The organism is Synechococcus sp. PROS-7-1, assembly GCF_014279795.1.
Lineage (GTDB): Bacteria > Cyanobacteriota > Cyanobacteriia > PCC-6307 > Cyanobiaceae > Synechococcus_C.
In genome coordinates, this window is the sequence record NZ_CP047945.1 from 1,563,342 (window position 1) to 1,576,873 (window position 13,532).

16 protein-coding genes and 1 pseudogene are annotated in these 13,532 nt (G+C 62.6%); 15 read left to right on the forward strand and 2 right to left on the reverse strand.

Going from position 1 to position 13,532, the window contains the following annotated elements; translation table 11 throughout:
• Positions 1 to 2: 2 nt before the first annotated feature.
• On the reverse strand, positions 3 to 2,645 hold the full coding sequence (gene gyrA, locus SynPROS71_RS08555; protein ID WP_186594487.1) for a DNA gyrase subunit A: 2,643 nt from the start codon (positions 2,643 to 2,645) through the stop codon (positions 3 to 5).
• Between the two features lie 137 nt (positions 2,646 to 2,782).
• On the opposite strand from gyrA, the gene SynPROS71_RS08560 reads away from it, so the two are divergent.
• The 5 genes and pseudogenes from SynPROS71_RS08560 to rsmD form a co-directional block, all read left to right on the forward strand.
• The gene (locus SynPROS71_RS08560) at positions 2,783 to 3,313 is read left to right on the forward strand and encodes a CAAD domain-containing protein (protein WP_186594489.1); all 531 of its coding nucleotides are present in this window, start codon (positions 2,783 to 2,785) and stop codon (positions 3,311 to 3,313) included.
• 58 nt (positions 3,314 to 3,371) lie between these two features.
• Positions 3,372 to 4,535 carry a GuaB3 family IMP dehydrogenase-related protein gene (locus tag SynPROS71_RS08565; protein ID WP_186597996.1) on the forward strand — a complete coding sequence of 388 codons (1,164 nt, stop codon included), beginning with the start codon at positions 3,372 to 3,374 and terminating at the stop codon, positions 4,533 to 4,535.
• A gap of 219 nt (positions 4,536 to 4,754) precedes the next feature.
• The gene (gene trxA, locus SynPROS71_RS08570) at positions 4,755 to 5,078 is read left to right on the forward strand and encodes a thioredoxin (protein ID WP_006041767.1); all 324 of its coding nucleotides are present in this window, start codon (positions 4,755 to 4,757) and stop codon (positions 5,076 to 5,078) included.
• An 8-nt stretch (positions 5,079 to 5,086) separates the two neighbouring features.
• On the forward strand, positions 5,087 to 5,731 hold the full coding sequence (hisH, locus tag SynPROS71_RS08575; RefSeq protein WP_186597998.1) for an imidazole glycerol phosphate synthase subunit HisH: 645 nt from the start codon (positions 5,087 to 5,089) through the stop codon (positions 5,729 to 5,731).
• 17 nt (positions 5,732 to 5,748) lie between these two features.
• Positions 5,749 to 6,270: pseudogene (rsmD, locus tag SynPROS71_RS08580) on the forward strand (16S rRNA (guanine(966)-N(2))-methyltransferase RsmD); the annotation flags it as partial.
• Between the two features lie 10 nt (positions 6,271 to 6,280).
• Here the strand turns inward: rsmD and petG are convergent.
• The gene (petG, locus tag SynPROS71_RS13890) at positions 6,281 to 6,394 is read right to left on the reverse strand and encodes a cytochrome b6-f complex subunit V (protein ID WP_006041770.1); all 114 of its coding nucleotides are present in this window, start codon (positions 6,392 to 6,394) and stop codon (positions 6,281 to 6,283) included.
• Between the two features lie 47 nt (positions 6,395 to 6,441).
• On the opposite strand from petG, the gene SynPROS71_RS08585 reads away from it, so the two are divergent.
• From SynPROS71_RS08585 to SynPROS71_RS08630, 10 genes are all read left to right on the forward strand, one after another.
• Positions 6,442 to 6,837 (forward strand): cytochrome c, encoded by a 396-nt coding sequence (locus tag SynPROS71_RS08585; protein WP_186594490.1) that lies wholly within the window; start codon positions 6,442 to 6,444, stop codon positions 6,835 to 6,837.
• Positions 6,838 to 6,842: 5 nt separating this feature from the next.
• Positions 6,843 to 7,577, forward strand: coding sequence for an RNA methyltransferase (locus tag SynPROS71_RS08590; RefSeq protein ID WP_186594491.1), 735 nt, complete (start codon positions 6,843 to 6,845; stop codon positions 7,575 to 7,577).
• A 24-nt stretch (positions 7,578 to 7,601) separates the two neighbouring features.
• Positions 7,602 to 8,750, forward strand: coding sequence for a serine hydrolase (locus tag SynPROS71_RS08595; RefSeq protein ID WP_186594492.1), 1,149 nt, complete (start codon positions 7,602 to 7,604; stop codon positions 8,748 to 8,750).
• Positions 8,747 to 10,138, forward strand: a complete 1,392-nt coding sequence (locus SynPROS71_RS08600) for a DUF3370 domain-containing protein (protein ID WP_186594493.1) — start codon at positions 8,747 to 8,749, stop codon at positions 10,136 to 10,138. Before SynPROS71_RS08595 ends, SynPROS71_RS08600 begins: the two co-directional genes overlap by 4 nt.
• Positions 10,135 to 11,223 (forward strand): magnesium chelatase ATPase subunit I, encoded by a 1,089-nt coding sequence (gene bchI / locus SynPROS71_RS08605; RefSeq protein WP_186594494.1) that lies wholly within the window; start codon positions 10,135 to 10,137, stop codon positions 11,221 to 11,223. The genes SynPROS71_RS08600 and bchI overlap by 4 nt, the downstream gene beginning before the upstream one ends.
• Before the next feature lie 18 nt (positions 11,224 to 11,241).
• Positions 11,242 to 11,706, forward strand: a complete 465-nt coding sequence (gene ruvC / locus SynPROS71_RS08610) for a crossover junction endodeoxyribonuclease RuvC (protein WP_186582889.1) — start codon at positions 11,242 to 11,244, stop codon at positions 11,704 to 11,706.
• 14 nt (positions 11,707 to 11,720) lie between these two features.
• A complete protein-coding gene (locus tag SynPROS71_RS08615; RefSeq protein ID WP_186594495.1) occupies positions 11,721 to 12,308 on the forward strand; it encodes a 5-formyltetrahydrofolate cyclo-ligase in 588 nt (195 codons plus the stop codon).
• Positions 12,309 to 12,325: 17 nt separating this feature from the next.
• The gene (locus tag SynPROS71_RS08620; protein WP_255442070.1) at positions 12,326 to 12,514 is read left to right on the forward strand and encodes a hypothetical protein; all 189 of its coding nucleotides are present in this window, start codon (positions 12,326 to 12,328) and stop codon (positions 12,512 to 12,514) included.
• A 61-nt stretch (positions 12,515 to 12,575) separates the two neighbouring features.
• A complete protein-coding gene (locus tag SynPROS71_RS08625) occupies positions 12,576 to 13,043 on the forward strand; it encodes a hypothetical protein (protein ID WP_186594499.1) in 468 nt (155 codons plus the stop codon).
• Between the two features lie 7 nt (positions 13,044 to 13,050).
• A complete protein-coding gene (locus SynPROS71_RS08630) occupies positions 13,051 to 13,512 on the forward strand; it encodes a SufE family protein (RefSeq protein ID WP_186594501.1) in 462 nt (153 codons plus the stop codon).
• Positions 13,513 to 13,532: the final 20 nt, after the last annotated feature.

The window sequence follows — 13,532 nt, forward strand, 5'->3', positions numbered from 1 at the left end:
GGTCAGCTGTCCTGGGGCTCAGAGCTAACGGCAGTCTCAGCAGCCTCGCCTTCCGTTTCAGCGTCGGTCACCTCATCCGACTCAGCATCGGATTCGGCTTCCGGCGGTACCAGCACCACCTCGGAGAGACGATCGCCCTTGTCGAGCCGCTGGAGGCGCACCCCCGTGGCCGCCCGTGACTGCTGGGGAATGGAATCGGCGCTGGTGCGCACAATCACGCCCTTCTCGCTCACCAGCAACACCTCTTCGCCCGCGCCAAGCACCCGCAGGCCGACCAAGGCATCGGCATCGGTGCGGAACTTGATCGCCCGCAGGCCCATGCCCGCCCGCTTCTGAAGACGGAACTGGGTGACGGGCACGCGCTTGCCCAAACCAGAGGCCGAAGCCACCAGCACCCAGGGACCATCACTAGCCGCGCCGGCCTCGTCATCGCCTGAGTCGTCGTCGCTGCTCTGGGCCACCCGATCGGCCAGCTCCACGGGCAACACATCCATGCTCACCAGGGCATCACCGTCGCGCAGATTCATCGAGCGCACGCCGCGGGCGGTGCGTCCGAGGGGCCGCAGCTCATCGTCACTGAGACGGAAGTGAATGGTCATGCCGGCCCGTGAGCCGATCAGCACGCTGTCGCCCGGTACCGCCAGGCGCACCCAGGTGAGCGCATCGCCTTCCTCCAGGCCGATAGCAATCAAACCGTTGGAGCGGATGTTGCTGAAGGCCGACAGGCGCGTGCGCTTGATGAAGCCCCCCTGGGTGAGCATCAGCAGATCGGTGTCGTCGTTGAACTCCGACACCGCCAGCAGCGAAGTGATCATCTCCTCGCGCGGAATCGGCAGCAACTGCACCACTGGCGTGCCCTTGGCGGTTCGGCTGCATTGGGGCACCCGATAGGCCGGCAGGGCATAGGACACGCCCCGGTCGCTGAACAACAGCAGGGTGTCGTGGTCGTTGCAGCCGATGAACAGCTTCACGGCCTCCTCCCCTTGGCTACGGGTGCCGGCCTTGCCGCGGGTACCACGACTGGTGGCTTCGAACTCGCTCACCGGCATGCGCTTGAGATAACCGGTTTCGGTGAGCAGCACCACCGAGCGCTCATTGGCGATCAGGTCGATGTCATCCAGACCACCCCCAAGATCGAGAATTTCAGTGCGCCGGGGGATGGCATGGCGGTCGCGCAACTGGGCCAGTTCGTCCTGGATGATTCCGAACACCCGCTCGCGCCGGCCAAGGATGTCCTTGTAATCGGCAATCTTGGTGACCAGATCCTCATGCTCTAGCCGGATCTTGTCCGCCTCCAGAGCTGTAAGGCGGCGCAGCTGCATCTGCAGGATCGCGTCCGCTTGCACGTCAGACAAACCATGACGCTCCTGCAGTTGTTGGCGTGCAGTCGCCGTATCGGGAGCAGCCCTGATCAAGGCAATGATCGGGTCGAGCTGATCGAGGGCCAGCAGCAAGCCCAACAGGATGTGGTCCCGCTCTTCGGCCTTGCGCAAGAAATAACGGGTGCGCCGTTCGATGGTCTCGACCCGGAAGTCGAGGAACACCTCGAGCATCTTGCGCAAGGTGAGCAGGATCGGTTCCCCATTCACCAGCGCCAACATGTGCGCGCTGAAATTGCTCTGCAGTGGGGTGAGTTTGTAGAGGTTGTTCAGCACCACCTGGGGATAGGCATCCCTGCGCAGCTCCACAACGATGCGCATGCCATCGCGGTCGCTCTCATCGCGGATGTCGGAAATCCCCTCGAGCTTCTTGTCGTTCACCATCTCGGCGATGCGCTCAATCATCGCCGCCTTGTTGGTCTGGTATGGCAGCGCAGTGATGATCACGGCATCACGGTCCGGGCGACCAGGGACCTCAAGGGTCTCGATCGCTGCCACGCCGCGCATCGTCACGGACCCGCGCCCGCTCAGATAGGTCTCCTTGATGCCTGTGCGGCCAAGAATCTGGCCTCCCGTCGGAAAGTCCGGCCCAGGGATCAGAGCCATCAACTCCTGATCACTGAGTTCGGGGTTCTCGATCAGTGCGAGCAGGCCGGCGATCAACTCCCCCAGGTTGTGAGGAGGGATGTTGGTGGCCATCCCCACGGCGATGCCGGCAGACCCATTCAGTAACAGCTGAGGAATTCGCGACGGCAACACCGTGGGCTCTTGCTGAGAGCCATCGAAGTTGTCGACGTAATCGACCGTCTCCGCCTCGATGTCTTCCAGCAGGCTGTCGGTGGTGAGCGCCTTCAGCCGCGATTCCGTGTAACGCATGGCCGCCGGCGGATCGTTGTCCACCGATCCGAAATTGCCATGGCCGTCGATCAGGGGCATCGACATGGAGAAGTCCTGGGCCATGCGCACCAGGGCGTCGTAAACCGCCGTGTCGCCGTGGGGGTGGTACTTACCAAGCACCTCACCCACCACACGGGCACATTTTCGGTAAGGCCGATCGCTGGTGAGCCCGAGCTCGTACATCGCATAAAGAATGCGCCGATGCACGGGTTTCAGGCCATCGCGAGCATCGGGCAACGCCCGGCCCACGATCACGCTCATCGCGTACTCGAGATACGAGCGCGACATCTCGATGCGCAGATCCGTCTGGATGATCCGATCGTCGGAATCTCCGGGACCACCACTGCCTGGCCCCACTGGATCCGCCATACAAGACCTAAATGCCGTAGACCACTTTATCGCGCCTTCGGCAGGGCACAACCGAGCCGGTTTTCGTTTGCTGGCGCTGGCGGATCAAGAGGCGATACGCCCCTACCATTTGCCGCATCTTGCTGGTCTCGCAGTCGATGGCGTCCGACACACCCTCCGAATCAAAGCCCACCCAAGCCGACATCACGGTGCTAGGCCAAGAGGATGTTCAAAACGCAGCCCCGGCTCCAGACCCAGCTCCTGCTCCGGCGGCAGACCCAGCCCCAACTCCCGAACTCACCTCGCCCTCGATCGCCGAGCGCGTGAGCGTTCCTGAAACGCCCTCCAGTAGCGACGGCTCAGAGGATGGCGGTGAATGGGATCTACTCAGCACCAAGGTTCGCCAGTGGTGGAGCGAGAACGATCTGGCCGATCAATGGCAGCGGCTGCGCAAGCCGCTGCTGCTCACGGCAGGGCTGATCGCCTTCGTTCTCGTGCTCAGAATCTATGGAGGGATCCTGGATGCCATTGCCACCATTCCCCTCGCCCCACGACTCTTTGAGCTGGTGGGCGTGATTTACGCCACCTGGTTTGCCACCACACGCCTGGTTCGCAGCGAGGAGCGACGCAAAATCAGCGCCGGGGTCAGCGACCTCTGGAGCAGCATGCGCGGCAAGCAATCCACTTGATGGAGGGGATCCTCCGCGCCACCGATTGGTAGCTTGATCACACTCTGTGACGACTGCGGTGGACATTCAGCTCGGACGCTCCAAGGTTGTACGCCGGGCCTATGGCATTGATGAGATCGCCCTGGTTCCGGGCGGTCGAACCGTGGATCCCGAGATCACCGACACCCGCTGGACGCTCGGTGGCATCGAACGGGAGATCCCGATCATCGCCAGCGCCATGGATGGCGTGGTGGATGTCGACATGGCCGTGCAGCTCTCCAAGCTGGGTGCCCTTGGTGTTCTCAACCTCGAGGGCGTCCAAACCCGTTACGACGATCCCAACGATGCCCTCGATCGCATTGCGTCCGTAGGGAAAGACGCTTTCGTCCCGCTCATGCAGGAGCTCTACAGCGCGCCCGTGCAGGAGCACCTCATCCGCAAACGCATCCAGGACATCAAGGCCCACGGCGGCATCGCCGCCGTGAGCGGCACCCCCGTTGCCGCCATGCGCTTCGGCAAAGCCATTGCCGAGGCAGGTGCCGATCTGTTCTTCGTTCAGGCCACGGTGGTCTCAACAGAGCACATCGGCCCGGAAGGGCGCGAAAGCCTGAATCTGGAAGCTCTCTGCCGGGATATGGGTGTACCGGTTGTGATCGGCAACTGCGTCACCTACGACGTGGCGCTTCAGCTGATGCGCGCTGGAGCTGCAGGCGTGATGGTGGGGATCGGCCCTGGCGCGGCCTGCACATCGCGGGGGGTTCTCGGTGTCGGCATCCCCCAGGCCACCGCTGTTGCCGACTGCGCCGCCGCACGCAACGACTACGAACGGGAGAGCGGTCGCTACGTGCCGATCGTTGCTGACGGGGGCATCGTCACTGGCGGAGACATCTGCAAGTGCATCGCCTGCGGCGCCGATGCCGTGATGATCGGCTCGCCCATCGCCCGGGCGGAGGAAGCCCCAGGACGTGGGTTCCACTGGGGCATGGCCACACCGAGCCCGGTGCTGCCTCGAGGAACTCGGATCAACGTGGGGAGCACAGGGAGTCTGGAGAGAATCCTGCGGGGCCCAGCCAAGCTGGACGACGGAACTCACAACCTGCTCGGCGCCCTGAAAACCTCCATGGGGACCCTCGGAGCCCGCACCATCAAGGAGATGCAATCGGTTGAAGTGGTTGTGGCCCCTTCCCTGCTCACCGAAGGCAAGGTGTACCAGAAAGCCCAGCAACTGGGCATGGGCAAATAGTCACAAGTCTCACGACAAGACACATGACGCAAAAGCGAGACGCGCGGTACTCTCGAAGTGTGCGGGCGTATGCCCACACACTCCTCACACCCCCCGGCCCGACGCGTTCGGGCTTTCTGTCTTGTTCAGTCATCCATCACAGTTCAGGCGCTGAGTGATGACAATGAAGGGCAACCAAGAAAACGGTTGCTAAATTTCGCCCATCTCGACTGCCACGGAATGTCCAGCGCTGCCGCTGTTACCGACGCTTCATTCGAACAGGACGTCCTTCAAAGTGACGTCCCCGTGCTGGTTGATTTCTGGGCTCCCTGGTGCGGCCCTTGCCGGATGGTGGCGCCCATCGTTGATGAGATCTCCAAGGAATTCGAGGGCAAGATCAAGGTGTTCAAACTGAACACCGATGAAAATCCCAACGTTGCCAGTCAGTTCGGGATCCGCAGCATCCCGACCCTGATGGTGTTCAAGGGTGGCCAGAAGGTTGACACGGTTGTGGGTGCGGTACCCAAGGCAACCCTGTCTGGCACGATTGCCAAATATCTCTGAGTCCACCACTGGCTTCAACAACAGTCGGCCTGATCGATTACGGAATGGGAAACCTCCATTCCGTCAACATGTGTTTCGGGCGGCTCGGCCAAACACTCACCCCTGTTCGAGCCCCAGACGACCTTGAGCACTGTGATGCGCTCATCCTTCCAGGGGTCGGATCCTTCGATCCGGCCATGGAGCAATTGCGCAGCACAGGCTTAATTCCCCACCTCAGGGACTGGGGCCAAAGGGATCGCCCGCTCCTGGGCATCTGCCTCGGCTTGCAACTTCTGTTCGAACGCAGCGATGAGGGTGAGTCCCAAGGCTTGGGGCTGTTCAAAGGCAGCGTCTGCCGCCTGCCAAGCGATCAGGGAGAACGCATCCCTCACATGGGCTGGGGCCAATTAGAGCGACGCCATCCCAGTCCTCTCCTTCCCGCCGAAGACGACACCCCCTGGGTGTACTTCGTGCATTCCTTCGCAGCCCATCCCGATCACGAACGGGATCGTGCTGCCGATGTGGGTTTCGGCAGCGGCGTCGCCACGGCCATGGTCTGGCACGGACGGGTCGGCGCCTGTCAGTTTCACCCTGAAAAGTCTGGGCGGGCCGGCGCTGTGCTGCTGCAACGCTGGCTGGGGTGGCTTGAGGCAGGGGCACCCTTGGCCGCGTGAGCAGCGCCCAGTTGCGGATGATCGGTGGTCGGCGCTTGCGCAGTCCCCAGGGTCAGGGAACACGACCCACCACGGCGAGGGTGCGCGAAGCCCTAATGAATGTGCTCGCCAATGGCATTGAGGATGCGCACTGGCTTGATCTCTTCAGCGGCAGCGGCGTGATGGGCTGCGAGGCGATTCAACGGGGAGCCGCACGGGTGTGGGCTGTTGAAAACAATGCACGCATCGCAGCCGTCTGCCGCCAAAACCTGGAACTGGTGGCGGCATCCAGGAGTGAACCTGTCGAAATCCGCGTCATTCGGAGGGATCTGATGCCCTGGCTCGACGCTGGTCGTCCCGAGAGCGTGGAACCCTTCACCCACGTGTATGTCGATCCACCCTATGCAGCTGGCCACTATCAATCGACCCTTGAACGCTTACGAACGAGGAAGTGGATCACCAGCAATGGGCTCGTGATCTGCGAGTACGCCAGCGGCAACGAACTCCACCCACCATCCGACTGGACGGAAGTGGATCGTCGACGGTATGGAACGAGCTCGCTTCTGTTTCTCAGCCCCCGAGAGCACTGCCGCGGCGGTACTGGTTCCAAGCAGCCACAAACAGACCCAGAAGGGTGACCGGGATCAGCCCCAAAACAATGCCGCAGAGAAGGGGTTCGATCATCTGGTCGCGCCCGGTTGATTGATTAAGCACAATTGTTCCATGCATTCATGGCCTCTGTGACGGCTCCGTCATCAACTGCTGCACCTGCTGACCGCAAACGCGGGCTGGTTTCAGCACTCGTTGCCGTTGCAGGGGCCACCGCTTTGGTGATGCTGGTGTGGATGTTCGGCGTGAATCGTCTCGACCCCTACAGCAAGGCGACCCTGTCGCTGAGTGGTGATGTGGTTCACGGAGGTCAACTGTTTCGCATCAACTGCGCTGGCTGTCATGGCATCGCCGGCCAGGGTCTTGTGGGACCGAGCCTTCAAGGGGTCGCGGCAAAGCGATCCAATCGATCGATCATTCATCAGATCGTGAGCGGAGAGACGCCACCGATGCCTCGCTTCGAGATCGAACCCCAGGGCATGGCCGATCTGCTCAGCTACCTCAAGACCGTTACTTAAAGCTTTTGGGTCTTGCCGTTGTCTTGGTTGAGCCAGCAGGCCCTCTCAATGTGGGCAGCGTGGCCAGGTTGTGCGCCAATTTCGGCATCGACGATCTACGGCTCGTCGCCCCGCGCTGCGACCCCGCCGATGCACAAGCCCTGCGCATGGCCGTGCATGGTCAAACGGTGCTGCAACGGGCCAGCACCTTCACGACGCTCCTTGAGGCCCTTAGCGACTGCCAGCGTGTGGTGGCCAGCTGCGGGCGCATTGACCATGGAGACATCCCTCTGCAGACACCCGATCAGGCGTTGCCCTGGGTTGAGGAAGGCTTGAGGGGCGGCGCTCAGGTGGCCCTGGTCTTCGGTCGTGAAGATCGAGGTCTAAGCAATGAAGAGTTGCTGCTCAGCCATCGCGCGGTGCGGCTGCATACGGGCGATCACTACCCGTCGCTCAATTTGTCCCATGCCGTGGCGATCGTGCTGCACGACCTTCAACGCAGCAGGCATCTCCCTGCAGCGAACGACCCGCAGCCGCCGCAGCCATCAGAAGCAGCCGCACCACCCCAGCTGGATGCCTGCCTGCAGGACGCTGAAGCGCTGCTGCTGGAGGCGGGATTTCTGCTGCCCCATACCGCCAGAGCGCGCATGGCGAAGATCAAGGGCCTGCTGCGGCGAGCCAGTGTTCAGGCGCAGGAGCTCGCCATGCTGCGCGGCATGGTGCGTCAACTGCGCTGGGCGATCCGTTGCCACCGCCCGTAATCTCTGGTTTTCCAGCGCAGCCCCTTGTCCTCCAGTCGATCCAGTCGCCAGTCCTCGGGCTGGGGACGCCCGCTGCGGTTGCTGCTCAGACTCATCCTGATGGGCGTCGGGCTCGGCGTGATCACAGGCTCTCTGCTCAAACTGGCGGGCCCAGCGGTTCAGAGGGGAGACCTCTCCCTGCCGCCGTGGCTGACCTTGCCCGGTTCCCCACGCACGGCTGACACGGGAGCCGCAGCGCAAACCCCACTGCCTCAGCAAGCCAAGCGCACCCAATCGCTCGGCCGTTTTCAAACCAAAAATGAGCTCAAGGCCCTGAGTGATCGCTGGACGCAACTGGCCGCAGGCCAGCCTGATCTCACAGTGAGCGCCTTCATGCTGGTGCTCGATGACGGCCGCTATGCCCAGCTGGCACCCGACACGGCCCTCCCAGCAGCGAGCGCGATCAAGACTCCGATCTTGGTCGTGACCCTTGAAGAACTCGACGCAGGACAGCTCAGCTGGAATGAACCGCTCACACTCACCAAACCCGTGGTGGGCGGCGGTGCGGGATGGATGGCGACCAAGCCCCTGGGGACCCGCTTCCCGACCCATGAGGTGGCCACGGAAATGATCCGGGTGAGCGACAACACCGCCACCAACCTGCTGATTGAACGGCTCGGGGGGAAGGACGCCCTCAATGCCCGCTTCAACGCCCTTGGCTTGAGCGCCACCGCAGTGAACAACTGGTTGCCCGACCTCAAGGGAACGAACACAACCAGCGCAAGGGATCTGGCCCGCTCCATCGCCCTGGTCGACACTGGCGAAGCCCTGTCGATCCGCAGCCGCGATCTCTTTCGCGAAGTGATGGGCACTTCGGTAACCAACACGCTGCTGCCCAAAGGCCTGCTGCGAGGACTTGGCGGTCAACAGGGTGCACCTGACGACAGCCTGATGATCAAGGGATACCGGGTGCTGAACAAGACCGGTGATATCGGAATCGCCTACGCCGACGCTGGGCTGATTGAACTTCCTGATGGCAGCAGAGCCGTGGCCGCTTTTCTGGTGAAAGGCCCCTTCAATGATCCCCGTTCCACAGAACTGATCCGAAAACTGGCTGCCGCCATGGCGCCGGTTCTCAAACCCAAACCCGCCGTAGCCCGCAACACCGCCGCTGCCGCCAGCATCAACCCATGACCTGTTTTCATTCCCGGCGCGCCTTAACAGCCGTCACCTTGATGGTGTTGCCCTGGATCGGCACACCCTCCAAGGCCGATGCGCCCCAGGCTGTGATTCGCAGCCAGCAGGTGCGTGCCCTTCCTGGCCAGCTGGATGAGGTGCTGGTGGTGAACGACAACAACCCGGAACTGATCACCGGGGAAGGCATTCTGGTCTCCACATTCCGGCAACCGCCTGGCCTTGATCTGGCGTTGAACGGTCGCTTCGACCTGTTCAGCCATCACGTGTTTGCAGGCAAAGAAAACGCCTTGAAGTCCACGCTCTGGCTTGCAGTGCTGGCGCAACCGGCCGGCGATGCAGCGGTCAGCCTGGAGCTGCTAGGAGGCAGCACCTCCCTGTCGCAGGCCACCCAAAAGGGGCAAACAGCGGCTCCCTTCCTTCCTCTGCCTGCGCTGATGAGCGAGACCGGCACCCCCATCGCCGCCGGTCCTGGAAGCCGTGTTGCCGGAGACCTGCTGCGGGGTGAGAGCGCACCGGAACTGCCGCAGACCTGGCGCATCGCCCCTGGATCAGCCAGTGCCCTCGTGGTGCTGCCGATTCCGGTGGAAGGTCTCGACCCCCTTCTGAACGGCCGCAATCTGCAGATGCGCCTGCAGAGTTCCGGGCCCGTGCATCTGGCCACGGTGGCTGCCTACGGAGAGGGCGATCGGGCACCATCGCTCAGCCGATTGCAGAGCCTGCTGTCATCTGGCCAGCAAAGCCCGAAGGAGCACACCCCCACGCCGCGCGGCAGCACGGGAAAGATCATTTATTCCAGGGTGAGCGGCGTCCAAATCGGCTCCACCTGGACAGCCACACTCACCGATCCAGGATCCAGTGATCTGGCCCTGAGCGGAAAGCCCGTGTCTTGGCCGATCAGCAGCCTGGAACGCGGAGATCTGCAGACGGGCCAGGTGCAGACGGCTGAACTCAAGGTGTTTGATGAGGGCACCGCCTGGGCCGCCCATGGCAACTACGGCGTGGAATACGACCTCACCCTTCCCCTCAAGAATCCAGGCTCCACGCCCCGCACGGTGGCTTTGGCCCTGGAATCACCCGATAAAAACGGCAGCAACGCCAAGCAGCTTCGCTTTGGTGGCGGAAACAGCAGCCCGGTGATGTTCCGCGGACCGATTGAAATCCGCGGCCTGGATGACGCGCAGGGCCAAGCGCAAGGCCGGAGGCGATTCCACCTGGTGTTGCGCCGCGGTCAGCAGGGCCCGGAACTCGGTCGGGTGACCCTGGCACCGGGCGGGCGTCGCCAGGTGCGAATCAGGCTGATCTACCCGGCGGATGCGACCCCACCACAGGTTTTGTCCATCCTGCCTGTGAAACAATCCTCAACAGTTTCAAACCGTCGTCCGTGAGTTCACCGCGCAAGCGCAGAGTCTTCCCTTTCACGGCCGTGATCGGTCAGGAGGAAATGAAGCTTGCGCTGCTCCTCAACGTGATCGATCCCCGCATCGGCGGCGTGATGATCATGGGTGACCGCGGCACGGGGAAATCCACCACGATCCGAGCCCTGGCTGATCTTCTGCCTGGAATCGAGGTGGTTGCCGGTGATCCCTACAACAGCTCTCCGAGCGATCCCGATCTGCAGAGCAGTGATGTGCGCCAACGCCTGGACCATGGCGAGACCCTCACCACTGAGGAGCGTCAGGTGCCCATGGTGGATCTCCCTCTGGGCGCCACTGAAGACAGGCTCTGCGGCACGATCGACATCGAGAAAGCCCTCAGTGAGGGAGTGCGCGCCTTTGAACCTGGCCTGCTGGCCAAAGCGAACCGAGGGCTTCTCTATGTGGATGAGGTGAACCTCCTCGATGATCACCTGGTGGACGTGCTGCTGGATTCAGCAGCCTCGGGCTGGAACACCGTGGAACGGGAAGGGGTATCGGTGCGTCACCCAGCGCGCTTTGTTCTGATCGGCTCCGGCAACCCTGAAGAAGGCGAACTGCGCCCGCAGCTGCTCGACCGATTCGGCATGAGCGTGGAGGTTCGCACCGTCCGCGACCCTGAGCTGCGTGTTCAGGTGGTGGACCAACGGACAGCCTTCGACACGGATCCAGATGGTTTTTCCAACGCCGTGGAAGAAGGGCAGAAAGCCTTGCAGCAGCGTGTTGTTGAGGCACAGCAGCGCCTGGATCAAGTCGAGATCGACGATGACCTGCGTCTGCGCATCTCCGCGGTGTGTGGCGAGCTCGATGTGGATGGATTGCGCGGAGACATCGTCACCAACCGAGCGGCCCGGGCTCTCGCTGCCTTTGAGGGTCGTACGGAAGTCACTGAAGACGATGTGGCCCGCGTGGCGTCCTGCTGTTTGCGTCACCGCCTGCGCAAGGATCCACTCGAGCAGATCGATTCCGGCGATCGGGTGGTGAAGGTGTTCTGCAAGGTGTTCGAACGCAGCGAAAGCGGCGATCGCACCGACTTCGAACTAGCTCTGGCAGCCTGAGCCCCGCCCTCCTACCCAGTGCGCATTCTCGGCATCGACCCCGGCCTCGCTCGGGTGGGCTACGGCGTGATCGAGACCGCAGGTGGGGAGCAGACCATGCTCGACTGCGGAATCATCCGAACCGATTCAGGGCGTCCAGAGGGTGAACGCATGGTGGAGATCGCCCGGGATCTGCGCCAGCTGATCCGAGCCTGGAAACCAGAGCTCGCAGCCGTCGAGAAATTCTTCTTCTACCGCTCGAGCAACACGATCGCTGTTGTCCAGGCCCGCGGTGTGGTGATCATGACCCTGACCCGATTCGGACTGCCGATCGTGGAATTTCCGCCGATGCAGATCAAACAAGCCCTCACAGGCCATGGGCATGCGGACAAGGATGAAGTGCTCGAAGCGGTGATGCGCGAGCTGTCGCTGGAGACCCCACCAAGACCGGATGATGCCGCTGACGCCCTTGCTGTCGCTCTGACCGGTTGGTTTCAACGCTGACTGGCTTGATCCCGATGAACACCAGCAAGCAGGAGCTGCGCCGCACGTATCGGCAGCGACGATCCCAGGCTCTGAACGATCACCACACGCTGCACGCCGTCATCGCCCAACAGGTTCTCGCCGAGATCCGCGAGCGGCATGCGCAGCGTCCATTCCAGGGACATCTCGGTCTGTACTGGCCCCTCCCGGGGGAAGTGAACCTCACGGTGCTGCGCCCCCGCCTTGAGGAGGAACTGACGTTGAAGCTGGCCCTGCCGGCTGCCGATGGCCAGGGTCATCTCAGCTATCACCCCTGGGGACCTGAACCCTTAATCCCTGACGGGTGCGGGATTCCTGCTCCTCTCAACCATCCCCCACTCACGGCTGATGAGCTGGATCTGCTGCTGGTTCCAGCCCTTGCCGTTGACCGAGACGGCATTCGCCTTGGCTACGGCGGGGGCTACTACGACCGCCTCAGGGCCCAGCCACTCTGGTGCGAGGTGCCGGCCTTGGTGGTGCTTCCAGGAGCCTGCATCAGCCGAGACGCTTTGCCCCGGGATCCCTGGGATCGCCCCTTTGATGGATGGGCGACTGAACAGGGCGTTTGTAGGGTCGGAGGGTGAGATCCCAAGGCAAGCTGGTGAATCCAAACACTCCGATCAGCCCGGCGCGGCGCCTGCAGGATTCATCAGACCCGCAACATCTGACCCTTGCCCAGAGGGTGATTGCCCGTGAACTCAGCGAGCGAGGCAGCGATCAGCCTCAGGCGGTGGGGTTGATGCTGGATTCCATGGGGCACATGTTCCGCGCTGTTGCGCACCAATCCTGAGCCCCCCTCTGGCCTCAGGCCCGCATCAGCCGCAGGATGGGGTCCCGAGTCCCGGAAGCCCATGCCCGTGTGGCCACGCCTTGTTGCACTCTCCGCCATCGCCTTGATCTCCGGAGTGATCCACCAGCCATCAGCTGATGCCCACGGGGTGGAAAGCAGCTTGCGCTACCTCGATGGACAGCTCGAGTTAACCAGCAGTTTCTCGACAGGAGAGCCCGTGGAAGGGGCTGTTGTGAGGTTGCTTCAGGCTGACGGCAGCGCTGGCGAAGAACTGGGCACGATCGACGCCGACGGGCGCCTCCAGCTTCAACTCTCGGCACTGGAGGATGGATTGGTTGACCTTCAGGTGGACGGGGGGCCCGGTCACCGCGATTACCTCACCCTTCCGCTTCAACAGGGCGTCGTGAATCTCGACGAGGTGGTTGAGACCCCAAAGCCTCTTCCCTGGATCGCCTGGCTGTCCGCACCGGCTTTGCTTGGCTTGGTGCGCACGATGGCTAAGGTTCGAGGCCACGATCGCGATCACTGACTCGGCCATGGCAGACCAAGGCAACGCGTCGACCCGCTATGGCAGCGCAGCCCTGGATCAGCTCACCGAGCGCCTAAGTGGCACGCAAGACCCACGCAAGCGTTACGAATACGTGCTTTGGCTGGCCAAAAAACTTCCGGCCATGCCCGCCGAGCTTCAAACCGAGGAGCGCAAGGTGAAGGGATGTGTCTCTCAGGTGTTCATCGCCTCCGACTTGGTCGATGGACGCCTTCGCTGGCAGGGTGACTCGGATGCCCTGATCACCAAAGGACTTCTGGCCCTTCTAATCAAGGGGTTGACGGATCTCACCCCAGCCGAGGTGATGGCTGTGGACCCAGGCGTGATCGCCGCCACCGGACTTCAGGCCAGCCTGACGCCATCACGCGCCAACGGTTTTCTGAACATCCTGCGCACCATGCAAGCTCAGGCCGCAGCCCTGACGACCGGATCCGGTTCGACCGCTGCCTAAAGTCGGGAGTTCACCGCAGT

What these genes read in the sequence shown, in the direction of transcription:
- SynPROS71_RS08600 (WP_186594493.1), top strand. Translation starts at nt 8,747, where the DNA reads ATGACCTGTTTTCATTCCCGGCGCGCCTTAACAGCCGTCACCTTGATG.
- gyrA (WP_186594487.1), bottom strand. Translation starts at nt 2,645, where the DNA reads ATGGCGGATCCAGTGGGGCCAGGCAGTGGTGGTCCCGGAGATTCCGAC.
- SynPROS71_RS08630 (WP_186594501.1), top strand. Translation starts at nt 13,051, where the DNA reads ATGGCAGACCAAGGCAACGCGTCGACCCGCTATGGCAGCGCAGCCCTG.
- SynPROS71_RS08560 (WP_186594489.1), top strand. Translation starts at nt 2,783, where the DNA reads ATGGCGTCCGACACACCCTCCGAATCAAAGCCCACCCAAGCCGACATC.
- SynPROS71_RS08585 (WP_186594490.1), top strand. Translation starts at nt 6,442, where the DNA reads ATGGCCTCTGTGACGGCTCCGTCATCAACTGCTGCACCTGCTGACCGC.
- SynPROS71_RS08625 (WP_186594499.1), top strand. Translation starts at nt 12,576, where the DNA reads ATGCCCGTGTGGCCACGCCTTGTTGCACTCTCCGCCATCGCCTTGATC.
- petG (WP_006041770.1), bottom strand. Translation starts at nt 6,394, where the DNA reads ATGATCGAACCCCTTCTCTGCGGCATTGTTTTGGGGCTGATCCCGGTC.
- trxA (WP_006041767.1), top strand. Translation starts at nt 4,755, where the DNA reads ATGTCCAGCGCTGCCGCTGTTACCGACGCTTCATTCGAACAGGACGTC.
- SynPROS71_RS08615 (WP_186594495.1), top strand. Translation starts at nt 11,721, where the DNA reads ATGAACACCAGCAAGCAGGAGCTGCGCCGCACGTATCGGCAGCGACGA.